Here is a 23,359-nt window from a genome sequence, read left to right on the forward strand (position 1 = left end):
GCGCCGGAGTGACTGAAGATTAAGCCGAGGGAAAAACCCAAACAATCCGATAATCGACTGAGCGTTCGTTTATCGAACAGATTGTTGTCTGACTATCGATTGTGCTGTGGCCGCTGCCGCAGGCTGCGATCGACCCGGGCCGCGTTCGGAGAACGGTCGCGAAGATCTCAGGACGCTGAAGGCCTTCGGCCTTATCGCAGCCTGCGGCAGCGGCTACAGGTATTCAGCGCCCCCTTCGGGAGCGCCTTGCTCATTCGCTCAGGTCGCATCCGCATGGCTGACCATGCCCTTGATCACCACCGCCGTGGTCGCCAGCGCGGCCGGGATCACCAGCGCGGTCAGCACTTGCTCGAAGTTCCAGCCCAGTCCCAGCAGCGTGGCGCCCATCCAGGCCCCGAGGATCGCCCCGAAGCGACCGATGCCGAGCATCCACGACACGCCGGTGGCGCGGCCCTGGGTCGGGTAGAAGCGCGCGGCCAGGGATGGCATCGCCGATTGCGCGCCGTTGACGCACATGCCGGCGACCAGCACCAGGGTCGCCAGCAAGGTGATGTTGCCCAGGCTTTGCCCGACCGCGTAGGCGAAGATCCCGGCCAGCAGGTAGAAGGTACCGATGACCTTGTGCGGGTTGAAGCGGTCCATGGCCCAGCCCACCGCCACCGCGCTGAGTACCCCGCCGAACTGGAACAGCGCGCCGATAAAGGCCGCCTGCTCCATGCTCGCGCCGCTGTCGCGCATCAGGGTCGGCAGCCAGCTGGTCAGCAGGTACACGATCACCAGCCCCATGAAATAGGTCAGCCACAACAGCAAGGTACCGACGCTGTAGGTCCCGGAGAAAATCACCGCAAACACGTTGCGCGCTTTCACGGTCTTCTGCTCCGGCACGCTGAAGCTCGCGGCCTGGCCGACCGTGCCCGGCTCGATCGGCGCCAGGGCCTTGCGCACCTTGTCGGTGCCACGATTGCGCACCACCAGGTAACGCGCCGACTCCGGCAGCCAGACCAGCAGCACCAGTGCCAGGATCAACGGCAAAATCCCGCCGATCAGCAACAGGCTGTGCCAGCCGAACGCCGGGATCAGCTTGGCGGAAATGAAACCGCCGCCGGCCATGCCCAGGTTGAAACCACAGAACATGCTGGTCACCAGCAACGACTTGTGGCGCTCGGGGGTGTATTCGGAAAGCAGCGTGGTGGCATTCGGCATGCCGGCGCCCAGGCCCAGGCCGGTCAGGAAACGCAGCACCAGCAACTGGTCGACATTGCTGCTGTAGGCCGACGCCAGGCTGAAGGCACCGAACAGCAGCACCGCCCCCACCAGCACCACTTTGCGCCCGAAGCGGTCAGCCAGCGGGCCGGAGCCCAGCGCCCCGAAGACCATGCCGATCAGCGCGGCACTCATCACCGGGCCGAGGCTGGCGCGGTCGATGCCCCAATCCTGGGACAGCGCCGGCGCAATAAAGCCCATGGCCGCGGTATCGAGGCCATCGAGGAAGACAATCAGGAAACACAGGATCACCACCCGCCACTGATAGCGCGACAGCGGCTGGGCATTGATAAAGGACTGCACATCGAGGCAGTTCCCTACAGCGGATTGAGGCTGGTTCATTATTTTTATTCCACGCGAAAAACGCAGGCGCACAGGTGCCAGCCAGAGCTGGTCGGTTCAGATCGAAAAGGGTCTTGCGGGATCAGGCCGTCGGCAGGCGAAGGTAGGATAGAGGGGCGCGGCTGGGCGCGCGGGCGATGCTCATGGGGGCTGGCCTCTTCATTATTATGGGGTCGCCATGCGGCCATTGGAGAGGCAGTGCTCCAGTGGCCGGATGACGCTGCCGCGACATTAATGAGGCAAGGGAAAGAGCGTCAATTCAGCAAGCGCGTATCTGTGCGTTTATCGAACAGCTTAAGCAGACAGCCCTCAAGCGAACAATTGGGCGCTGAGGTCGCGACTGGCGCTGAGCAGGCCCGGCAAGAAGCGCTGCTCCAGCTCGGCGCGGCTGACGCGGCCGGCATGGGTGCTGACGTTGAGCGCGGCCAGTACCTGGCCCGAAGCGTCGTACACCGGTACGGCGATGGAGCGCAGGCCTTGTTCCAGTTCCTGATCGACGATGCACCAACCCTGCTGCCGGACCTGTTGCAGGCATTCGAGCAACGCCTGCGGCGTGTGCAGGGTACGGCTGGTCTTGGCTTGCAGGTCGGCATGGTCGAGGTATTCGCGCAACGAGGCGTCATCCAGCGCCGCCAGCAGGATCCGGCCCATGGATGTGCAGTAGGCCGGCAGGCGCCCACCCACCGAGAGATCGACCGAGATCAGGCGCTGGGTGGTGGCCGAACGGGCGATGTACAGAATGTCGTCGCCTTCCAGGGTGGCCATGTTGCAGGCTTCGTGCAGTTGCTCGCTCATGCGGTCCAGGTAAGGCTGGGCCGATACCGCCAGCGGTGTGGAAGACAGGTAGGCATGCCCCAGCGTCAGCACCTTGGGCAGCAACGAATAGGTGCGGCCATCGGTGGTGGCGTAACCGAGCTTGATCAAGGTATGCAGGCAGCGGCGCACGGCGGCACGGGGAATCTCCGTACGGTGGCTGATCTGGGCGATGGTCAGATGGCGCTTGCGTTCCTGAAAGGCCTGGACCACTGCCAGGCCGCGAGCCAGAGAGGTCATGAAATCCGGATCACCTGTCAGCGCCTGAATCCGCTTGGCCGGCGAAGCGACAATCGGCGGCGCGGCGGAAGCGAAGGAATTACGCAATTGATCGTTCATTTCAGGTTCTCTGCGACGGAAGTCCGGCTTATTACAAGCCGTACTGGAAAGGATGCACAAGCCTGCACGGCCAACATTGGGCGATTATCGAACCATCGACCGATAATCGCAATCCATCGCGATAAATGCCTGCCATGGGATGTGCCGCTTTTTCGCCGCCAATAAAACTCTCATTTCTTGCGCATTAGTCCAGGCAACTTGTCAGGCCGTGTTACAGAACTGCTCTCGTCATCCGGATTAAAACTTTCGTGTAACAAAACCCTGATATCAAGTTGATGATTTTTAACTTATTGCCGATAGAGTTATTCATGGCCGCCGCTATAATGAGCAAAGTGATCACCGACGCTTTTCTGCGTTCGGCAGCATCATCAGGTTGCGTACAGTAAATGACGCCTCCTGCAGCAAGCGCTTGACGCTCATCTCAATATGCCCGGCCAATGCGCTGCAAAAAAGTAACTGTTGCTACGACAGCTGTTCTTGTCCGATGGCGTGGCCGCATGCAACAAGAAGCGGTTTGGCGAACCCCATCGCAATTCTGGCTCCTTTAATCGAGCCGAGTACGAAGCGGTTTGATAAACCCGATCTAGGCAATGCGTATCATCGGGATAATCTCAACTCAGTTAGGTAACACTGTGACGAAAGACGAACTGCGCGCGGAACTTGAGCGCCAGGAACAACGTTACAAGGAAGTTTACGGAGGCGAAGTCACCACCTACGCCGCCCAGCCTGAACCGGAACGCAAACCCTGGCGCAAGCGCGCCAGCGTGCTCGACCAGGCCTTCACCCAAGAACTGCAAAAGATGGAAAAAGAGCTCAAGGCAGACCAGCCGTGACGCTGTTCGCCTGAAACTTTCGCACGGCTCGATGCCCTTGCAGATAAAGGTCGATCGCAAGGTCGGCCTGGCATCCGCCGTGTGGCAGCGAATGGCCCCCAAGGGCTCAAAAAACGTCATGAAACTGAAATTTCATACAAGCGTTTGAGACATTTGGCTCAGCGTTTCGCCCCTGACCTTGAGGATGAGCCCCAGTAAAATCAATGGCTTGCCCATGCCCCGAAAAAAGACATGGCCATTGGCCTGCCTCCGGCTTTTTCGTTGAAGAATGTTACCAACCAGCACCTAGTGCATCGATTACCAGGGTTTTCTGGCATAATCGCGCCCCCTTATGACCGGGTCAGAAAACCTTCATGATCGATTTATTCAGCGGACTGGATGCTTGGGTGCTTGTGAGCCTCTTGCTCGCCCTGGCTTTTGTCCTCGCCTACGAGTTCATCAACGGCTTTCATGACACCGCAAATGCGGTTGCCACTGTTATCTACACCAAAGCCATGCCGCCGCACCTGGCCGTATTCTTTTCCGGTGTATTCAATTTCCTCGGCGTGCTGCTGGGCGGTGTCGGCGTGGCCTATGCCATCGTCCATCTGCTGCCGGTCGAGCTGCTGATCAATGTCAACACCGGCCACGGCCTGGCCATGGTCTTCTCGTTGCTGGCCGCGGCCATCACCTGGAACCTGGGCACCTGGTACTTCGGTATTCCCGCCTCCAGCTCCCACACCCTGATCGGTTCGATCCTCGGTGTCGGCCTGGCCAATGCCCTGCTCAACGACATCCCGCTGGGCGATGGCGTGAACTGGCAGAAGGCGATCGATATCGGTGCTTCCCTGGTGTTCTCGCCCATGGCCGGCTTCCTGATTGCCGCCCTGGTGCTGATCGGCCTGAAGTGGTGGCGCCCGATCTCGAAGATGCACAAGACCCCGGAACAACGTCGCAAGGTCGACGACAAGAAACACCCGCCCTTCTGGAATCGCCTGGTGCTGGTGATCTCGGCCATGGCCGTGAGCTTCGTGCACGGTTCCAACGACGGCCAGAAAGGCATCGGCCTGATCATGCTGGTATTGATCGGTATCGTGCCCGCGCAGTTCGTGCTCGATCTGAACAGCACCACCTACCAGATCGAACGTACCCGCGACGCCACCCTGCACCTGAGCCAGTTCTATCAACGTAACGAGGACTCCCTGGGCGAGTTCCTGGCCCTGGGCAAAAGCGTGAAAGACGACCTGCCAGGCAAATTCCGCTGCAACCCGCAGCAGACCGAACCGACCATCGCCGCGCTGCTGGGCACCCTCAAGGGTGTCGCCGACTATCACTCGCTGCCGGCCGAAAGCCGTATCGAAGTGCGTCGCTACCTGCTCTGCCTGGACGACACCGCGAAGAAAGTAGGCAAGCTGCCGCACCTCGCCGCCCGTGAAAAGGCTGACCTGGACAAGTTGCGCAAAGACTTGACCGCCACCACCGAGTACGCGCCGTTCTGGGTGATCCTGGCCGTGGCCCTGGCCCTTGGCCTGGGGACCATGATCGGCTGGAAACGCGTGGTACAGACCATCGGCGAGAAGATCGGCAAGCAAGGCATGACCTATGCCCAGGGCATGTCGGCGCAGATCACCGCCGCCGGCCTGATCGGCATGGCCAATATCTTCAGCCTGCCGGTATCGACCACCCACGTACTGTCTTCGGGCGTGGCGGGAACCATGGTCGCCAACAAAAGCGGCCTGCAAAGCGGCACCGTGCGCACCATCCTGCTGGCCTGGGTGCTGACCCTGCCGGCAACCGTGGCGCTCTCGGCCGGTCTGTTCTGGCTGGCCTCGAAAGCCCTCGGGACCTGATTCGTTCAGTCCGCGACAAAAAAGGTGCGCCCCTCGGGTCGCACCTTTTTTTGTGCCTGAAATAAATGATGGCTTTGCCACAAAACACACAGGCAAAAAAAAGGGCAACCGAAGTTGCCCAAAATGCCTTGCGTGCTCGTTACCGGAAAGACTTAAGGTTTTTTGCGTTTATGCGCATCTTTCCAGATGAAAAATCCAAACCCGGCGAAAAACAGAACCATGAGGCCGACAGTCAGCACTCCGGCGATCACCACATTGTCGAAAAACATGACTGGCCTCCTGCTCTTGCCCTGTTGCGATGGGGCTAAGTTAACCAAAGAGGCGGCGGGGAAAATTGACCGGGGTCAATGGTCGCCCCAGACAGGACGACAGGGAGGGGAAATAACTGACTTACATCAACAGATCGCGCCCGATTCAGCGCTTTTTCGGCTTTTTCGGTTTCTTCTTCGGCTTGCCCAAAGGCATTGCCTGCTCGAATGCCTGGCGCACTTCGTTCAGGCGCTTTTCCTTCAAGTCATGCACACGCTTGGCACGTTCGGCGTTCAGGTCGATCAGGTTGTCGTCTTGGCTCATGGCGTTGGCTTGCATCGTTCAGGTCTATGTCGACCGGAGCCTCTATATAGCGATAGCGCGGCTGCGGCCCTTGCGGGTTTGCCAATAATGCGGCGTGACGCGGCGCCTGACCAGTGATCGGCGGATATTGAGCGCAATTAAAGGGGGGTCCGCAGTTTGACCAGTATCGCGCGAAGTGCCCCCTGTGATCCCTTGCGCGCCACTGTCGCAGGCATCAAGGAACAGCATCTAGACCTCGACGTCGACCCACAGCCCCTGGCGTGGCGCATCCTCGATCAACGGCGCCACCGGCACGGTGTTGTCGGCATTCAACTCGTCCCCGGGCACGGCCAGGTGCAGTTCGGGGTCGTCCGCAGCCTCGGCTTCGCGCTGGCGTTTGTGCCTTTGCTGCTGGCGCTGCTGTTCTTCGCGCAGCAGCAGCGCCGACTGTTCGGCATCGCGCTTCTGCAGATCGATGGTGCTTTCGTTGGAACTCTGTTGCACCGGCACCACCGGCGGGATATCCGGACGCGGCCGGATCGGATCCTGCTGGGAGGTCACGGGCACGGCACTCAAGGGCAGCATCGGGGGCAGCATATTATTGGTCTCCTGTCGGCAGGCTGTCGGCTGCTGCGGGGGCGACTTGAGCCATCGGTCGCAAACTTGTGACCCAGTCGTCACCCGATAGTGCCCAGACCACGATAAATGCGCCCGATACACTACCTTCCAGCGTAGTTGTTTTTGTTAGAGTTCTTTGGCCTGAGGCCGCCGATCCGTTAACATAATCGGCTTTTTCAAGGCGGGAGTGAGGCAGCATGGCGCAGCAGTATCAACCGGGGCAACGCTGGATTAGTGACAGCGAAGCCGAGCTAGGTCTAGGCACCGTTCTGGCACAGGACGGCCGCTTGCTGACCGTGCTCTATCCGGCCACTGGCGACACTCGCCAGTATGCGCTACGGAATGCGCCCCTCACTCGCGTGAGGTTTTCCCCGGGTGACACCATCACCCACTTCGAAGGCTGGAAAATGACCGTGCGCGAAGTCGACGACGTCGACGGCCTGCTGGTCTACCACGGCCTCAACGGGCAGAACGAAGTCGTCACCCTGCCGGAAACCCAACTCTCGAACTTCATCCAGTTCCGCCTGGCCAGCGACCGTCTGTTCGCCGGGCAGATCGACCCGCTGGCCTGGTTCTCCCTGCGCTACCACACCCTGGAACACACCAGCCGCCAGCTGCAATCGTCGCTGTGGGGCCTGGGTGGCGTACGCGCCCAGCCTATCGCCCACCAGTTGCACATTGCCCGTGAAGTCGCCGACCGTATCGCGCCGCGGGTTCTGCTGGCGGACGAAGTGGGCCTGGGCAAGACCATCGAAGCCGGCCTGGTAATCCACCGCCAGCTGCTGTCGGGCCGCGCCAGCCGCGTGCTGATCCTGGTCCCGGAGAACCTGCAGCACCAGTGGCTGGTGGAAATGCGCCGGCGCTTCAACCTGCAGGTCGCGCTGTTCGACGAAGAGCGTTTTATCGAAAGCGATGCCGCCAACCCCTTCGAAGATACCCAGCTCGCCCTAGTGGCCCTGGAATGGCTGGTGGACGACGAGAAGGCCCAGGACGCGCTGTTCGCCGCCGGCTGGGACCTGATGGTAGTCGACGAAGCGCACCACCTGGTGTGGCACGAAGACCAGGTCAGCCCGGAATACGCGCTGGTGGAACAGCTGGCCGAGGTGATCCCCGGTGTCCTGCTGCTCACCGCCACCCCGGAACAACTGGGCCAGGACAGCCACTTCGCCCGTCTGCGCCTGCTCGACCCGAACCGCTTCCACGACCTGGCCGCCTTCCGTGCCGAGAGCGAAAACTATCGCCCGGTGGCCGAAGCCGTGCAGGAGTTGCTGGATAAAGGGCGCCTGTCGCCAGAAGCGCACAAGACCATCCACAATTTCCTCGGCAACGAAGGCGAAGCCCTGCTCGCCGCCGTCAACGACGGCGACACTGAAGCCAGCGCGCGCCTGGTGCGCGAGTTGCTGGACCGCCACGGCACCGGCCGCGTGCTGTTCCGCAACACCCGCGCCGCGGTGCAAGGCTTCCCCGAGCGCAAGCTGCACCCGTACCCGCTGCCATGCCCGGACGAGTACCTGGAACTGCCGCTGGGCGAGCACGCCGAGCTGTACCCGGAAGTCAGCTTCCAGTCCCAGCCGGACGCCAGCGAAGAAGAACGCTGGTGGAAATTCGACCCGCGCGTCGAGTGGCTGATCGACCAGCTGAAAATGCTCAAGCGCACCAAGGTCCTGGTGATCTGCGCCCACGCGGAAACCGCCATGGACCTGGAAGACGCCCTGCGCGTGCGCTCCGGTATCCCGGCCACGGTATTCCACGAAGGCATGAACATCCTCGAGCGCGACCGCGCCGCCGCCTACTTCGCCGACGAAGAGTTCGGCGCCCAGGTGCTGATCTGCTCGGAAATCGGCAGTGAAGGTCGCAACTTCCAGTTCGCCCACCATCTGGTGCTGTTCGATCTGCCATCGCACCCGGACCTGCTGGAGCAGCGGATCGGCCGTCTCGACCGGATCGGCCAGAAACACGTGATCGAGCTGCATGTACCGTACCTGGAAACCAGCCCGCAAGAGCGCCTGTTCCAGTGGTACCACGAAGCGCTGAACGCCTTCCTCAATACCTGCCCGACCGGCAACGCCCTGCAGCATCAGTTCGGCCCGCGCCTGCTGCCGCTGCTGGAAGAAGCCGACGACGGCGAGTGGCAAGCGCTGATCGACGAGGCGCGCACCGAGCGCGAGCGCCTGGAAGCCGAGCTGCACACCGGCCGCGACCGTCTGCTGGAACTCAACTCCGGCGGCGCCGGCGAAGGCGATGCACTGGTGGAAGCGATCCTCGAGCAGGACGACCAGTTCGCCCTGCCGATCTACATGGAAACCCTGTTCGACGCCTTCGGCATCGACAGCGAAGACCATTCGGACAACGCGCTGATCCTCAAGCCGAGCGAAAAAATGCTCGACGCCAGCTTCCCGCTGGGCGACGACGAAGGCGTGACCATCACCTACGACCGCAACCAGGCGCTGTCTCGCGAAGACATGCAGTTCATCACCTGGGAGCACCCGATGGTGCAAGGCGGCATGGACCTGGTGCTGTCCGGTTCCATGGGCAACACCGCCGTGGCGCTGATCAAGAACAAGGCGCTGAAACCCGGCACCGTGTTGCTGGAACTGCTGTACGTCAGTGAAGTGGTGGCACCGCGCTCGCTGCAGCTGGGCCGCTACCTGCCTCCGGCCGCCCTGCGCTGCCTGCTGGACGCCAACGGCAACGATCTGTCGGCACGGGTCGCCTTCGAGACCCTCAACGACCAGCTGGAAAGCGTGCCCAAGGCCAGCGCCAACAAGTTCATCCAGGCCCAGCGCGACCAGCTGACGCCGAAGATCAACGCTGGCGAAGCGAAGATCGCCCCGCGTCATGCCGATCGCGTGGCCGAGGCGCAACGTCGCCTGGCCGCCGACACCGACGAAGAGCTGGCGCGCCTGACCGCGTTGCAGGCGGTCAACCCGACCGTGCGCGACAGCGAGCTGGTGGCCCTGCGCCAACAACGCGAACAAGGCCTGGCCATGCTTGAGAAAGCCGCGCTGCGCCTGGAAGCGATCCGGGTGCTGGTGGCGGGCTGATCCCCCTGCTCTACCGGTAAATGAAAAGGCCCGCACACTGCGGGCCTTTTTTTATCTACTTCTGTAGGAGCCTGGGCGATCAGGCGGTCACCGCCGTCCCCGCCGGCTCACCCGGTACCAACCCGTCCTTCATCCGCTGCGCATCACGCACGAAGCAGCGCGAGGCCAGGAACAGGAACAGCATGGTCAACAGCAACGCCACCGGGATCAGGTACATGGCGTCATGCAGGCCGACCGCCTTGAACGCCTCGGTCATCTGCCCGGCTCCGGCGGCGTACATCGCCGCATGGGCGAAGTGATCGGACAGCGCCCCCACCACCACCGGCCCCAGGCCTCCGCCCAGCAGATACAGGCCGGCGAAGAACAGCGCCATGGCCGTGGCCCGCAGACGTGGTTCGACCACATCCTGAATCGCCGTGTAAACGCAGGTATAGTAGTTGTAGGTGAACAGCCAGCCGACACTGAACACCGCGACGAACACCCCGATCTCGATGCGCCCGGCATGCAGGGCCCAGGCGGTGCACAGGGTCGAGATCAACATGCTGAAGGCGGCGAACAGCAACCGGCCATTGGCGACACGCTGGTGAATCTTGTCGGCGACCCAGCCGCCCAGGGTCAGGCCGAACAGGCCGGTCACCCCGACTATCACCCCGGTCGCCACCGCGGCTTCCTGCAAGGACATCAGGAAGTAACGCTGCAGCATCGGCACCAGGAACGAGTTGCAGGCGTAGGAGGCGAAGTTGAAGCTCAGCCCGGCCAGCACCAGCCAGAGAAAGGTCGGAATCGCCAGCACCCGGCGGATCGGCCGGTCGACGCGCTCCTGGGAGACCTTGACGGCTTCCGCCGCCCCACGCTTGGGCTCCTTGATGAAGAACATGAACACTGCCAGCAACAGCCCCGGCACCGCGGCGATAAAGAACGGCGCGCGCCAGCTGTCGAAGGCCTTGACCATGGCGCCGATGGTGAAGAACGCCAACAACAGGCCCAGGGGCAGGCCGAGCATGAAGATGCCCATGGCCCGGGACCGGCGGTGGGCCGGGAACAGGTCGCCGATCAGCGAGTTGGCCGCCGGCGCATAGCTGGCCTCGCCGATGCCGACGCCCATGCGCACGACGAGGAAACTCCAGAAACTGCCCACCAGGCCGTTGACCGCGGTCAGCCCGCTCCACACCGCCAGGCCCCAGCCCATGAGCTTGCTGCGCGAGCCGGTATCGGCCATGCGCCCCAGGGGCAGGCCGGCAATGGCGTAGACGATGGTGAAGGCAGTGCCGATGATGCCGATCTGGAAGTCGCTCAGATGCCACTCCATACGGATCGGCTCGATGATGATGGCCGGAATGGTGCGATCGAAGAAGTTGAACAGGTTAGCCAGGAACAACAGGAACAGAATGCGCCAGGCATTCGCCGCTTGGGTCGAGTTCTGCATGGGTCGGTCTCTTTATTGTTATTCGGCCAGACGCAACCGAGCCTGGAAGTTGCAATCTAGTCAGCCCCGCCGCGCTTGTCTGTAATGATTCGTAAGGCTGATATCAGGCAATCCGAAGCACAGGTCGTCGACCGCGCTCGGCGGCCACCCGAACAGCACCACCATCCCCGCAGAAACCGCCGCAAGCCCCCGGATACCGGGGCTAAAGCCCGATTTTTCAAGGGCTTGCGCAGGGCCTGAAAAATACCTTGCGCGCCCCCTTCCCAAGGCCGTTGCGAAGCCTAGAATAGCGGCCTTGCTGCCCCCCTCATCAACCTCCTCCCCCTTTGAATACGCCCATGTCCGAAGCCAGTCCGTGTCTGAATTGCGGTGCCTGCTGTTCACACTTTCGTGTGTCTTTTTTCTGGGGCGAATGCGCCTCTTCCGGCGGTACGGTCCCCGACGATCTGGTGGCGTCCATCAGCCCCAGCCGGGTCGCCATGCTCGGTACCGATTGCAAGCCGACCCGCTGCACCGCGCTGACCGGTGAGGTCGGCAAGGAAGTCAGCTGTTCGATCTATCACCAGCGTTCCAGCACCTGCCGCGAGTTCGAGGCGTCCTGGGAAAATGGCCAACAGAACGTCGATTGCGACGCCGCGCGCGCGGCATTCGGGCTCGCGCCCTTGGAGCCGACGCTGTACTTCGAACAGAGCGCTTAGCTCGATTGGCTATGGAGTGAATTCCAAAATCATTTAAGTCAATCTGCCACCATCGCTCCCGGCCTTGCCTCGGCTTCCTATACTCACTCCCATTGGTCAGCCATCAGGGCTGGCCCTGGATGACTCAAGAAACGGGGCCTGCGATGGAATGGCTTGGTCTGCATTTTTTTACCGAGCTCCCCGAAGGCGGGCAGGTATTACTCACCTGCAGCCACAACCCCGTGCTGGTGATCCTCGCCTATCTGGTGGCCTGCGCTGGCAGCTTCGCCACCCTGGACATGGCCGAACGGGTGCGCCACGTCGACCTGGCAGCCGCCCAGCAACGCTGGCGCTGGATCGGCGCCTTCTGCCTGGCCGGCGGCATCTGGGCCATGCATTTCATTGGCATGCTGGCACTGCAAATCCCCATCGAAACCCATTACGACCTGCCGATGACCCTGCTGTCGCTGCTGATCGCGGTGATTGCATCCTGGCTGGCGATGAAGACCCTCAGCCATACCCAGCTGCAACTGTGGCGCTACCTGCTGGCGTCGATCTGGATCGGCCTGGGCATCTGCGCCATGCATTATGTCGGCATGGCGGCGATGCGCTCACAAGCCACGGCCTACTACCAACCCGACCTCTTCGGCCTGTCGATTGCCATCGCCATCAGCGCGAGCCTGGTCGCCTTGCTGCTGTCCCGCTACCTGAGCAACGGCAGCGGCGTGTTCCACCAGTTGCTCAAATACGCGGCCAGCCTGCTGCTGGGGGGCGGCATAGTCGCCATGCATTTCACCGGCATGTGGGCGCTGAAACTGGTGATGCCAGTGGCGGGCACGCCTTCGATAGCGGTGGACGACAACCCCTTGCAACTGGGCCTGACCATCGCCGTCATCGCCCTGCTGATCATCGGCAGCAGCATCAGCGCGGCCCTGGCGGACAAGAAACTCCAGCACAAGGAACAGGACCTGCGCCGGGTCAACACCCTGCTGAGCCAACTGGACCAGGCCCGGGTGGCGCTGCAACAGGTGGCGCATTACGACGCCCTGACCAACCTGATCAATCGTCGTGGCTTCAATCAGTTGTTCGCCGAAAAGCTCATCGAAAAGACCGTGCAGAGCGGCATGCTGGCGGTGATGTTCCTCGACATCGATCACTTCAAGCGGATCAACGACAGCCTCGGCCACGATGCCGGCGACGAACTGTTGAAGGTGATTGCCGGCCATATCAAAAGCTCCACCCGCAGCCATGAAGACGTGGTGGCGCGTTTCGGTGGAGACGAGTTCTGCATCCTCATGAGCTTGAGCCACCGCGACGAAGCCCAGCACATGGCGCAACGCATCATGAACAAGATGAAGGAGCCCATCGAGCTGGCAGGAAGACGCATGGTGATGACCACCAGCATCGGCATCAGCGTCTTTCCCGACGATGGCACAACCTGCGAAGAGCTGCTCAAGCATGCCGACCTGGCGCTCTATCAATCCAAGGGCAGCGGTCGCAACAGCCTGCATTTCTTCAGCACCAACCTGAAGACCCGGGCGAGCCTGGAACTGCAACTGGAGGAGGAATTGCGCAACGCCCTGCGCCACGAAGCCGGATTGACCCTGTATTACCAACCCATCTACGACCTGGGCAGCCGCAAGGTCAGCAAGCTCGAAGCGCTGGTGCGCTGGCGGCATCCGTTGCACGGGCTGCTGGCCCCGGATCGTTTCATCGGGATCGCCGAAGCCAACGGGCTGATTGCCGAACTGGACAACTGGGTCCTGCGCAAGGCCTGCGAGGACCTGGCCGCCCTGTCCCGCCATGGCTTTGCCGAGCTGAAAATCGCGGTGAACTGCTCGGCCCTGAACCTGGCGCGGGAGGAGTTGGCCCAAGAGATCGCCAACGCCCTGAGCAACGCCGGTGTCGCGCCCCAGCGCCTGGAACTGGAAGTCACGGAAAACGCCCTGATGGGTAACATCGACAGCACCGTGGCCCTGTTGCGGCAGATCCGCAATCTCGGGGTGTCACTGTCGATCGATGACTTCGGCACCGGTTATTCGTCCCTCGCCTACCTCAAGCGCCTGCCGCTCAATACCCTGAAGATCGACCGCTCGTTCATCCAGGACGTGCCCCAGTCGACCCAGGACAAGGAAATCGTCCAGGCGATCATCGTCATGGCCCATACCCTGCACCTGCAGGTGGTGACCGAAGGCGTCGAGAGCCTGCAGCAGTACGAGTTCCTCGCCCAATACGGCTGCGACTTCATCCAGGGTTACCTGCTCAGCCGGGCGCTGCCCCTGGAAGAGTTGCCCGGGGTGATCGACGAGATCGAGCAGCGCATGCTGCCCGCCGTCGCTGCGGTCAGCCCTCTGACGTCGGTTCGCGATACAGGCGGATCAGGGTCGCGGGATCCTGCTCCAGATAGCCCTGGCCGCCATGCAGGCGCATCAGTTGTGCAGCCAATCCGCTGATCGGCGTGGCCGAGCCCTGCTCGCGGGAGAACTTCACCGCCCCGTCCAGATCCTTGAGCAGGGTACGCACATGCCATTTGATCGGTTCGAAGCGGCTTTCGGCCATCTGCGGGGCGAGAATCTGCAACGGCCTGGAGTCGGCGAAACCACCGGCCAGCGCCTCGGCCAGCAATGACGCATCGACCCCGGAACGCTCGGCCAGCGCCACCACTTCGGCGATCACCAGGGCATTGCAGGCGACGATCATCTGGTTGCAGGCCTTGGTCACCTGGCCGGCGCCGACGCCGCCCATATGAGTCACCCGTTGCCCCAGATTGAGCAGGACCGGGCGCACCCGTTCGATATCCGCCGCCTCGCCGCCGACCATGATTGCCAGGCTGCCGGCCTCGGCACCGGGCGTGCCGCCGGACACCGGGGCATCGACCCAGCCCATGCCGGTGCTGCTCGCCAGTTGCGCGGCCATTTCCCGGGTGGCGGTCGGCTCCAGGCTGGAAAGGTCCACCAGCAGTTGGCCGGCCCGGGCTCCCTGGGCGATACCCTCGGCACCGAACACCACCTCGCGCACCACCTCGGTATTGGCCAGGCACAGCAGCAGCAGGTCCGCGGACTCGCACAGCTGGGCCGGAGTCTCGGCCAGTCGCGCGCCCGCCTCCAGCAGCGGCGCGCATTTTTCCCGGTTGCGGTTCCACACCACCAGGGGATAACCCGCCGCCAGCAGACGGCGACACATGGGCAAGCCCATCAGGCCAATACCGGCGAACCCGAGGGTGGGTAATGTTGCCATCATCTTGCCTCCTTTTGATTAAAGATCACCAAAATCTGGCCGATTTATCTGGGCTTAGGAAAGGATTCCCCCTAGCGCCCATCAGACTTATCCCTATCGCTGGGGCCAATATCGCGCTGTAAAGTCGCGAGATCCCACTTGATGGCTCTTTGATATCTCATCACCGAGCCGACCAGTCCAGACACACGGCGCACAATGACTTCTAAAAACAATTCTGCCAACGCAGTATCCGAACTGACGCTGACCCCGGGCAGCCAGAGCTTTTCAGATTCGAAGCCATTGTCCAGCTCGCGCCCGCAGGCGCCCCAGCAGTACCTCTACTTCACCGAAACCAACACCGACCGCATCCTCGACAACCTCGACGGCCTGCGCGACTCGGTATTTCCCCGCGCGCCGCACCTGGAAGACGAACTCGAGGCGCGCCGCGAGCAGGAGTTTCCCTCGGTCTGCCTGATCGGCCTGGGCCGCTGCGGGTCGAACATCGCCCTGGATGTCGCGGAGCTGGTGTACAACGCCCGCAAGTTCTACCTCAACGAATTCAACACCGACGACAAGGCCTATGCCGACAAGGGCTACAGCCCCGCCCAGTGGATCCGCCACAACCTGCGCCTGGGCCAGAGCAAGGCCAGCAAGCCGGTGTTCCTGGTCGAGCCGCTGGTGATGCTGGGCGACCTGGACAAGGACATCGCCGGGCGCATCCGCTTCTCGCGCAAGGGCGAAAAAAGCGGCTTCATCCGCGACTACAGCAAAATGAAGATCATGGACCTCTCGGAAGTCCATGCCGGCGGCGCCGGCAACGCGCCGATCCTCGGCCAGTACCTGGCCAAGATCATCCTCAACAAGGACACGCAGCGTTTCTCCAGCCCCGACTGGAAAATGATCCACTCGTACCTGATCGACTCCTGCGGCATCAAGGCCAACCAGTCGCGCCTGTACTTCTCGATCTTCAGCGCCGGCGGCGGTACCGGTTCGGGCATGGCCTCGGAGTTCGGCCTGGCCCAGCAGTACTCGTACATGAACAAGACGTTCGACACCAAGCCGATCGACGAGCACGACAGCAAGAGCGGCCACTCCTTCGTCTTCGAGCCGATCTTCACCAGCGGCATCTGCGTACTGCCGAACATCTCCGATCACCGCAGCGAAATGTCCGAAGCGTTGCACATCAACGCCGGACGCTTACTGTGCAAATACCTGTCGGAAGAATGGGACTTCTCCTACAACTTCGATAACGAAGACAGCAGCGAAGCCAGCGTCATGGGGCGCATCCGCCCATGGAACGCGATGATGCTGATCTCCAACGACATCATGCGTTATGCCGAAGAGAGCGATGACGGCAACATCCAGAACATCGACGTCAACGCCATGGAGAAGCACGCCAACCAGTACATCTCCCAGCAGATCTTCAACATCCTCACCGCCCAGGCGGTGACCACCGACTACGACCAGAACTACTTCCGCCGCGCCGGCATCGATATCGGCGAGACCATCCGCCTGGATGCCAACGACCTGTTCATGAGCCTGGCCGGCCCGGTGGCGATCGCCTACGCCGAGTCCGTGGTCCCGGAAACCCCGGTGCCGAGCGGCGACAAGTTCAAGGTGTTCGAGAAAGAGCCACAGCGCCTGAACATCGACGACCTGTTCTTCCGCTCCATCGACCTGCCGCACTTCAACAAGGTGACCCAGGCCATCGAAGGCATCAGCCTGCTGCCGATCGAGTCCAAGCGTTATCGCGCGGCGCTGGAGCAATACAAGGCTTCCGGTTACGACGCCGCCGCCCTGCACGACCTGCACTTCTTCAAGAACTGCTCGTCGGTGGTGTCGATCGTCTCCCTGCCCAAGGACTACAAGCTGTCGTACATGGACCTGAACCGGCTCAAGACCCACCTCAACAGCCTGTTCCCCAATACCACCCTCAAGCGTTACGCCCTGGTGATCGGCGCCTCGGCCAACCTGTCGCTGACCACCCTGATCGCCAAGAGCCCGTGCCTGTCGGACGACTTCCTGACCCTGATCGTGGCCTTTATCAAGCGTTGCTTCGCCCGCAACCCGTACCGTTTCGACGAGACCCTGGACAACTCGATCCTCGACTTCATCGTCAGCGAGGCATTCGATGAAAGCCGCATCGACGAGTTGCTCAACGAGTTCGAGAACCCGGCGAAGATCCTCGATACCAACTGGTACGCGATCAAGCCGATGTACGAGAAGAAGTACCGCGAGCTGATCAACGACAAGGACAAGTTCGTCTCGATCAACGACATCCGCCTGTCCCGCGATTGCGTGAAGAAGGCCATCAAGTACCTGCGCGAGATCTACCGCCACCGCATCGGCAAGACCAAGGTCATCTCGCTGAACAACCACACGGGCAGGACCGCTTACTGACCGCCTGTCGCCCCTGCAGGTGCCGCCGGTCGATGGCTTTCGCCAGCGCCCGACCGACGGTTTCTGCAAGGCGATATATAGAAGGAAGGTAGTCTCCAGGAACAATCAGGCAGCCCTCGGGCTGCCTTGCAAACTGTTCCCATTCCGCTTACGTCACCGTCAGCCTGAAAGGGGTGGGGCCTTTCTCCACGGGCAACTTGCCATCATCCTGATCGCGGTTACTCGGCTACACACTTTCAGCTGGAAAAACCAGGCACCATTTTGGTGCTCAACCTTCGCCCTGCGCCCTTTCCTGGACCAGAATCCACGGCGAAACCACCACCGCCCACAGCAGCGGATCGCGCTCCACCAGATCCAGCGCCCGCGTCGCAGACACCTTGCCCACCTTCTCGGCGGCCAGCCAGGCAGAGACTTTCTCGGCCTGGTTCTCGGCCATGGCCTCGGCTGCCTCGATCAAATCCAGGCTGGCGTCGACCCACAATAGGGCACCCTTGGCGAAGAACGGTTCCAGCTCCTTCCAGGTAATGGATGCGGTTTCACCAAGCAGCTTGGCATAGAGGGTGCTAGGTTCTTGAGTCATGGGCCTGTCCCGAAAAGAAATCGGCGCAATGATAACGTCGGTGCTCTGGCAGACAAACCCGGTTGCAATTGCGTCAACGATAGAGAAGTGCAGGAGAGCCAGGGATTGCTCGCTGAATACGGTCAAAACCCCGCCGCGATTCTGTCTTTTTCTTTCAATAAAGCGACACCCCCTGATTTTGCCCCCTGGCGCCAGCTTCCCAGGCTAACAATCGGCGCTCTACACTGTACCGGTACAGTTGCCGGGGGCATTTTCCGGGGATATCCAAGAGATATCTGACCCGGTTCTGCTGCTACGGCGCCAGGACTATAAAAATTACAACAGTAAGAGTGGAGCACTATGAATAAGGCTACTAAGCAGATTTCCAAACTGTTTGCCGCTATGGTTCTGGCCGGAGTCGCCAGCCATTCGTTCGCAGCTGACACCATCAAGATCGGCATCGCCGGCCCCAAGACCGGCCCTGTAGCCCAGTACGGCGACATGCAGTTCAGTGGCGCCAAAATGGCTATCGAACAAATCAACGCCAAGGGCGGCGTCGATGGCAAGCAGCTCCAGGCCGTCGAATACGATGATGCCTGCGATCCGAAACAAGCCGTCGCCGTAGCCAACAAAGTCGTCAACGACGGCGTCAAGTTCGTGATCGGTCACCTGTGCTCCAGCTCCACTCAACCGGCTTCGGACATCTACGAAGACGAAGGCGTGGTCATGATCACCCCCGCCGCCACCAGCCCGGACATCACCACCCGTGGTTACAAGATGGTGTTCCGCACCATCGGCCTGGACAGCGCCCAGGGCCCTGCCGCCGGCAACTACATCGCCGATCACGTGAAGCCGAAAATCGTTGCCGTGCTGCACGACAAGCAGCAATACGGTGAAGGCATCGCCACCGCCGTGAAGCAGACCCTAGAGAAGAAAGGCACCAAGGTTGCCGTGTTCGAAGGCATCAACGCCGGCGACAAAGACTTCTCCTCGATGATCGCCAAGCTCAAGCAAGCCAACGTCGACTTCGTCTACTACGGCGGCTACCACCCGGAACTGGGCCTGATCCTGCGCCAGGCCCAGGAAAAAGGCCTGAAAGCCAAGTTCATGGGTCCGGAAGGCGTGGGTAACGACTCCATTTCGCAGATCGCCAAGGACGCTTCCGAAGGCCTGCTGGTGACCCTGCCGAAATCCTTCGACCAGGATCCGGCCAACGTGGCCCTGGCAGATGCCTTCAAGGCCAAGAAAGAAGACCCGAGCGGTCCGTTCGTGTTCCCTTCCTACTCGGCTGTCCAAGTGATTGCCGAAGGCATCAAGGCCGCCAAGTCCGAAGACGCCACCAAAGTGGCCGAAGCCATCCACGCCGGTACATTCAAGACCCCGACCGGCGACCTGAGCTTCGATACCAAGGGCGACCTGAAAGACTTCAAGTTCGTGGTCTACGAGTGGCACTTCGGCAAACCTAAAACCGAAGTCTCGCCTCAATAAGGCCCTGTCTGACTGACTGCCAACAAAGCCCACGGCGTGCCGTGGGCTTTGTTTTACGAACGTATTGGGCCTGTTTTCCGTGATCCGGAAGCCCGCCCACCTGAAAATCTCAAAACCGTCATCAGCGGTTCGCTGGCAAAACCTGACCCGAAGTGGATGCAGATCCACGGGGCACAGGCGGGAAAATGACTCCACCAGTGAAATGCGTATCAGGTTTTTAGGAGCGCTGTAATGCCTGACCTCTATCACTTTTTCCAACAGCTGGTTAACGGTCTCACCGTTGGCAGCACGTATGCCCTGATCGCCATCGGCTATACGATGGTTTACGGCATCATTGGAATGATCAACTTCGCCCACGGCGAGGTGTACATGATCGGTTCCTATGTGGCGTTCATCGCCATCGCGGGCCTGACCATGATGGGACTCGACAGTGTCCCGCTCTTGATGACCGCGGCCTTCATCGCGACCATCGTCGTTACCAGTGCCTACGGCTACAGCATCGAACGGATCGCCTACCGCCCCCTGCGCGGCAGCAACCGTCTGATCCCGCTGATCTCGGCCATCGGCATGTCGATCTTCCTGCAGAACACGGTTCTGCTGGCGCAAGACTCCAAGGACAAATCCATCCCCAACCTGATCCCGGGCAACTTCTCCATCGGGCCAGGTGGCGCACATGAAGTGCTGATCTCCTACATGCAAATCGTGGTGTTCGTGGTGACCCTCATCGCCATGCTCGGCCTGACCCTGTTCATCTCCCGTTCCCGCCTGGGCCGTGCCTGCCGTGCCTGCGCCGAGGACATCAAGATGGCCAACCTGCTGGGTATCAACACCAACAACATCATCGCCCTGACCTTCGTGATCGGTGCCGCGCTCGCGGCGATCGCGGCCGTGCTGCTGAGCATGCAATACGGCGTGATCAACCCCAACGCCGGCTTCCTGGTCGGTCTCAAGGCCTTCACCGCCGCGGTACTGGGCGGCATCGGCAGCATTCCGGGCGCCATGCTGGGCGGCCTGGTACTTGGGGTGGCGGAAGCCTTCGGTGCCGATATCTTCGGCGACCAGTACAAGGACGTCGTGGCGTTCGGCCTGCTGGTTCTGGTGTTGTTGTTCCGGCCAACCGGCCTGCTGGGCCGTCCGGAGGTTGAGAAAGTATGACTAGGAATCTTCGACAGGCGTTCTTCAGCGCCTTGCTGGTGTGGGCCGTCGCCTACCCGATACTCGGTTTGAAACTGACCATCGTCGGCATCAACCTGGAAGTCCATGGCACCAGCCCTACCACCCTGATGATCATCGCCGCGTGTTCGGTGCTGATGTTCCTGCGGGTGCTGTTCGACCAGCAGATCAGCGCGGCCTGGAAGTCCTCGCCCAACATGCCGGTGATCCCGGCCAAGGCCAGTAACTTCCTGACCCTGCCGACCACCCAGCGCTGGATCATCATTGCGTTGATCATCGGTGCGCTGGTCTGGCCGTTCTTCGGCTCCCGCGGCGCGGTGGACATCGCCACCCTGGTGCTGATCTACGTGATGCTCGGCCTGGGCCTGAACATCGTGGTCGGCCTGGCCGGCCTGCTGGACCTGGGGTACGTCGGCTTCTACGCCGTGGGCGCCTACAGCTACGCGCTGCTGTCGCACTACTACGGCTTGAGCTTCTGGATCTGCCTGCCTATCGCCGGCCTGATGGCGGCCACTTTCGGCTTCCTGCTGGGCTTCCCGGTATTGCGCCTGCGCGGTGACTACCTGGCGATCGTGACCCTGGGCTTCGGCGAGATCATCCGCTTGTTCCTGCGTAACCTGACCGACCTCACCGGTGGTCCGAACGGTATCAGCAACATCGATAAACCGACGTTCTTCGGCCTGACCTTCGAACGCCGGGCCGCCGAGGGCCTGCAGACCTTCCACGAGTACTTCGGCATCGAATACAACTCGATCAACAAGGTGATCTTCCTTTACCTGGTCGCGCTGTTGCTGGCGCTGTTCGCCCTGTTCGTCATCAACCGCTTGCTGCGCATGCCCCTGGGGCGTGCCTGGGAAGCCCTGCGCGAAGACGAAATCGCCTGCCGCGCACTGGGCCTGAACCCGACCGTGATCAAGCTGTCGGCCTTCACCCTGGGTGCCTGCTTCGCCGGTTTCGCCGGTAGCTTCTTCGCCGCGCGCCAGGGCCTGGTGACGCCGGAGTCCTTCACCTTCATCGAGTCCGCGACCATCCTCGCCATCGTCGTGCTGGGCGGCATGGGCTCGCAGTTGGGCGTGGTCCTGGCGGCCACCGTGATGATCCTGCTGCCTGAACTGATGCGCGAATTCAGCGAATACCGCATGTTGATGTTCGGCGCCATGATGGTGCTGATGATGATCTGGCGTCCTCAAGGCCTGCTGCCCATGCAACGTCCCCACATGGAGCTGCGCAAATGAGCCGTGAGATCCTCAAAGTAACGGGCCTGAGCATGCGCTTTGGCGGCCTGCTGGCGGTCAACGGCGTGGCCCTGACCGTCAAAGAGAAACAAGTGGTATCGATGATCGGCCCGAACGGCGCCGGCAAGACCACGGTGTTCAACTGCCTGACCGGTTTCTACCAGCCCACCGCCGGCAGCATCCTGCTCGACGGCGAGCCGATCCAGGGCCTGCCGGGCCACAAGATCGCCCTCAAGGGTGTGGTGCGCACCTTCCAGAACGTGCGGCTGTTCAAGGACATGACCGCGGTCGAGAACCTGTTGATCGCGCAGCACCGTCACCTGAACACCAACTTCCTGGCCGGCCTGTTCAAGACCCCGGCGTTCCGCAAGAGCGAGCGCGAGGCCATGGAATACGCCGAGTACTGGCTGGAAAAGGTCAACCTCAAGGAGTTCGCCAACCGTCCCGCCGGCACCCTGGCCTACGGTCAGCAGCGGCGCCTGGAAATCGCCCGCTGCATGATGACCCGTCCGCGGATCCTCATGCTCGACGAACCGGCCGCCGGCCTCAACCCGCGGGAAACCGAAGACCTCAAGGCGCTGATCGGCGTGCTGCGCGAAGAGCACAACGCCACGGTGCTGCTGATCGAACACGACATGAAGCTGGTCATGAGCATTTCCGACCACATCGTCGTGATCAACCAGGGCACGCCCCTGGCCGACGGCACGCCGGAACAGATCCGTGACAATCCTGAAGTGATCAAAGCCTACCTGGGGGAAGCGTAAATGCTGCAGTTCGAAAACGTTTCCACCTTCTACGGCAAGATCCAGGCGCTGCACAGCGTCAACGTCGAGATCCGCCAGGGCGAGATCGTCACCTTGATCGGTGCCAACGGCGCCGGTAAATCCACCCTGCTGATGACCCTCTGCGGTTCGCCGCAGGCCCACAGCGGCAGCATCCGTTACCTGGGTGAAGAGCTGGTGGGGCAGACCTCGGCGCAGATCATGCGCAAGAGCATTGCCGTGGTGCCGGAAGGTCGTCGGGTGTTCGCCCGCCTGACCGTGGAGGAGAACCTGGCCATGGGCGGGTTCTTCACCGACAAGGGCGATTACCAGGAGCAGATGGACAAGGTCCTGGGCCTGTTCCCGCGTCTCAAGGAACGCTTCAACCAGCGCGGCGGCACCATGTCCGGCGGCGAGCAGCAGATGCTCGCCATCGGCCGCGCGCTGATGAGCAAGCCCAAGCTGTTGCTGCTCGACGAACCGTCCCTGGGCCTGGCGCCGATCATCATCCAGCAGATCTTCGACATCATCGAACAGCTGCGCCGTGACGGCGTGACGGTGTTCCTGGTGGAACAGAACGCCAACCAGGCGCTGAAGATCGCCGACCGTGCCTATGTCCTGGAAAACGGTCGGGTGGTGATGCAGGGCACCGGCGAAGCCCTGCTGACCGACCCCAAGGTGCGCGAAGCCTATCTGGGCGGCTGAGCATCTGCGGCAAAAAAGGAACGGCCCTGCGGGGCCGTTTTTTTTGCCTGGAAATCTCCCCTCCTGTAGCCGCTGCCGCAGGCTGC

General features: G+C 61.7%; 19 protein-coding genes. 11 read left to right on the top strand and 8 right to left on the bottom strand.

The window, feature by feature from the left end; all coding sequences use genetic code 11:
- Positions 1 to 258: 258 nt before the first annotated feature.
- Positions 259 to 1,605, bottom strand: coding sequence for a 4-hydroxybenzoate transporter PcaK (locus BM019_RS05805; protein ID WP_009042496.1), 1,347 nt, complete (start codon positions 1,603 to 1,605; stop codon positions 259 to 261).
- Between the two features lie 309 nt (positions 1,606 to 1,914).
- A complete protein-coding gene (gene pcaR, locus BM019_RS05810) occupies positions 1,915 to 2,757 on the bottom strand; it encodes a pca regulon transcriptional regulator PcaR (RefSeq protein ID WP_007926599.1) in 843 nt (280 codons plus the stop codon).
- Positions 2,758 to 3,389: 632 nt separating this feature from the next.
- On the opposite strand from pcaR, the gene BM019_RS05815 reads away from it, so the two are divergent.
- Both BM019_RS05815 and BM019_RS05820 read left to right on the top strand, forming a co-directional pair.
- Entirely contained in the window at positions 3,390 to 3,590 is a 201-nt protein-coding gene (locus BM019_RS05815) for a hypothetical protein (protein ID WP_009042495.1), read from the top strand.
- Positions 3,591 to 3,943: 353 nt separating this feature from the next.
- Positions 3,944 to 5,419: an inorganic phosphate transporter gene (locus BM019_RS05820; protein WP_009042494.1), complete on the top strand. Its 1,476-nt coding sequence runs from the start codon at positions 3,944 to 3,946 to the stop codon at positions 5,417 to 5,419.
- Positions 5,420 to 5,571: 152 nt separating this feature from the next.
- On the opposite strand, the gene ccoM is transcribed toward BM019_RS05820, so the two are convergent.
- From ccoM to BM019_RS05830, 3 genes are all read right to left on the bottom strand, one after another.
- A complete protein-coding gene (gene ccoM / locus BM019_RS31215; protein WP_007926603.1) occupies positions 5,572 to 5,688 on the bottom strand; it encodes a cytochrome c oxidase subunit CcoM in 117 nt (38 codons plus the stop codon).
- Positions 5,689 to 5,833: 145 nt separating this feature from the next.
- Positions 5,834 to 5,992, bottom strand: a complete 159-nt coding sequence (locus tag BM019_RS30745; protein ID WP_023968072.1) for a hypothetical protein — start codon at positions 5,990 to 5,992, stop codon at positions 5,834 to 5,836.
- A 228-nt stretch (positions 5,993 to 6,220) separates the two neighbouring features.
- Positions 6,221 to 6,568: an aspartate-semialdehyde dehydrogenase gene (locus tag BM019_RS05830; protein ID WP_085530013.1), complete on the bottom strand. Its 348-nt coding sequence runs from the start codon at positions 6,566 to 6,568 to the stop codon at positions 6,221 to 6,223.
- Between the two features lie 218 nt (positions 6,569 to 6,786).
- On the opposite strand from BM019_RS05830, the gene rapA reads away from it, so the two are divergent.
- Positions 6,787 to 9,633 (top strand): RNA polymerase-associated protein RapA, encoded by a 2,847-nt coding sequence (rapA, locus tag BM019_RS05835; protein WP_092417826.1) that lies wholly within the window; start codon positions 6,787 to 6,789, stop codon positions 9,631 to 9,633.
- A 79-nt stretch (positions 9,634 to 9,712) separates the two neighbouring features.
- On the opposite strand, the gene BM019_RS05840 is transcribed toward rapA, so the two are convergent.
- On the bottom strand, positions 9,713 to 11,059 hold the full coding sequence (locus BM019_RS05840) for a spinster family MFS transporter (protein ID WP_092417827.1): 1,347 nt from the start codon (positions 11,057 to 11,059) through the stop codon (positions 9,713 to 9,715).
- Positions 11,060 to 11,397: 338 nt separating this feature from the next.
- On the opposite strand from BM019_RS05840, the gene BM019_RS05845 reads away from it, so the two are divergent.
- Both BM019_RS05845 and BM019_RS05850 read left to right on the top strand, forming a co-directional pair.
- On the top strand, positions 11,398 to 11,757 hold the full coding sequence (locus BM019_RS05845) for a YkgJ family cysteine cluster protein (RefSeq protein ID WP_007926609.1): 360 nt from the start codon (positions 11,398 to 11,400) through the stop codon (positions 11,755 to 11,757).
- A gap of 143 nt (positions 11,758 to 11,900) precedes the next feature.
- Positions 11,901 to 14,189 (top strand): putative bifunctional diguanylate cyclase/phosphodiesterase, encoded by a 2,289-nt coding sequence (locus BM019_RS05850; RefSeq protein WP_092417828.1) that lies wholly within the window; start codon positions 11,901 to 11,903, stop codon positions 14,187 to 14,189.
- Here the strand turns inward: BM019_RS05850 and BM019_RS05855 are convergent.
- The gene (locus BM019_RS05855) at positions 14,080 to 14,976 is read right to left on the bottom strand and encodes an NAD(P)-dependent oxidoreductase (RefSeq protein ID WP_092417829.1); all 897 of its coding nucleotides are present in this window, start codon (positions 14,974 to 14,976) and stop codon (positions 14,080 to 14,082) included. The two genes, BM019_RS05850 and BM019_RS05855, sit on opposite strands and share 110 nt — an antisense overlap.
- A gap of 192 nt (positions 14,977 to 15,168) precedes the next feature.
- Between BM019_RS05855 and BM019_RS05860 the strand changes: the two genes are divergently transcribed.
- Positions 15,169 to 17,352: a hypothetical protein gene (locus BM019_RS05860; RefSeq protein WP_007926612.1), complete on the top strand. Its 2,184-nt coding sequence runs from the start codon at positions 15,169 to 15,171 to the stop codon at positions 17,350 to 17,352.
- Between the two features lie 268 nt (positions 17,353 to 17,620).
- Here BM019_RS05860 and BM019_RS05865 read toward each other — a convergent pair whose 3' ends face one another.
- Positions 17,621 to 17,932 carry a DUF2288 domain-containing protein gene (locus BM019_RS05865; RefSeq protein ID WP_009042488.1) on the bottom strand — a complete coding sequence of 104 codons (312 nt, stop codon included), beginning with the start codon at positions 17,930 to 17,932 and terminating at the stop codon, positions 17,621 to 17,623.
- Between the two features lie 339 nt (positions 17,933 to 18,271).
- On the opposite strand from BM019_RS05865, the gene BM019_RS05870 reads away from it, so the two are divergent.
- From BM019_RS05870 to BM019_RS05890, 5 genes are all read left to right on the top strand, one after another.
- Positions 18,272 to 19,399: a branched-chain amino acid ABC transporter substrate-binding protein gene (locus BM019_RS05870; RefSeq protein WP_007926614.1), complete on the top strand. Its 1,128-nt coding sequence runs from the start codon at positions 18,272 to 18,274 to the stop codon at positions 19,397 to 19,399.
- A gap of 231 nt (positions 19,400 to 19,630) precedes the next feature.
- Complete coding sequence (gene livH / locus BM019_RS05875; protein ID WP_007926616.1) at positions 19,631 to 20,554, top strand: high-affinity branched-chain amino acid ABC transporter permease LivH; 924 nt, start codon at positions 19,631 to 19,633, stop codon at positions 20,552 to 20,554.
- Positions 20,551 to 21,807 (top strand): high-affinity branched-chain amino acid ABC transporter permease LivM, encoded by a 1,257-nt coding sequence (locus BM019_RS05880; protein WP_009042486.1) that lies wholly within the window; start codon positions 20,551 to 20,553, stop codon positions 21,805 to 21,807. The genes livH and BM019_RS05880 overlap by 4 nt, the downstream gene beginning before the upstream one ends.
- Positions 21,804 to 22,571 (top strand): high-affinity branched-chain amino acid ABC transporter ATP-binding protein LivG, encoded by a 768-nt coding sequence (gene livG / locus BM019_RS05885; protein WP_007926620.1) that lies wholly within the window; start codon positions 21,804 to 21,806, stop codon positions 22,569 to 22,571. Before BM019_RS05880 ends, livG begins: the two co-directional genes overlap by 4 nt.
- Entirely contained in the window at positions 22,572 to 23,273 is a 702-nt protein-coding gene (locus tag BM019_RS05890; protein WP_007926621.1) for an ABC transporter ATP-binding protein, read from the top strand.
- Positions 23,274 to 23,359: the final 86 nt, after the last annotated feature.

Source organism: Pseudomonas sp. NFPP07 (assembly GCF_900115645.1).
GTDB lineage: Bacteria > Pseudomonadota > Gammaproteobacteria > Pseudomonadales > Pseudomonadaceae > Aquipseudomonas > Aquipseudomonas chlororaphis.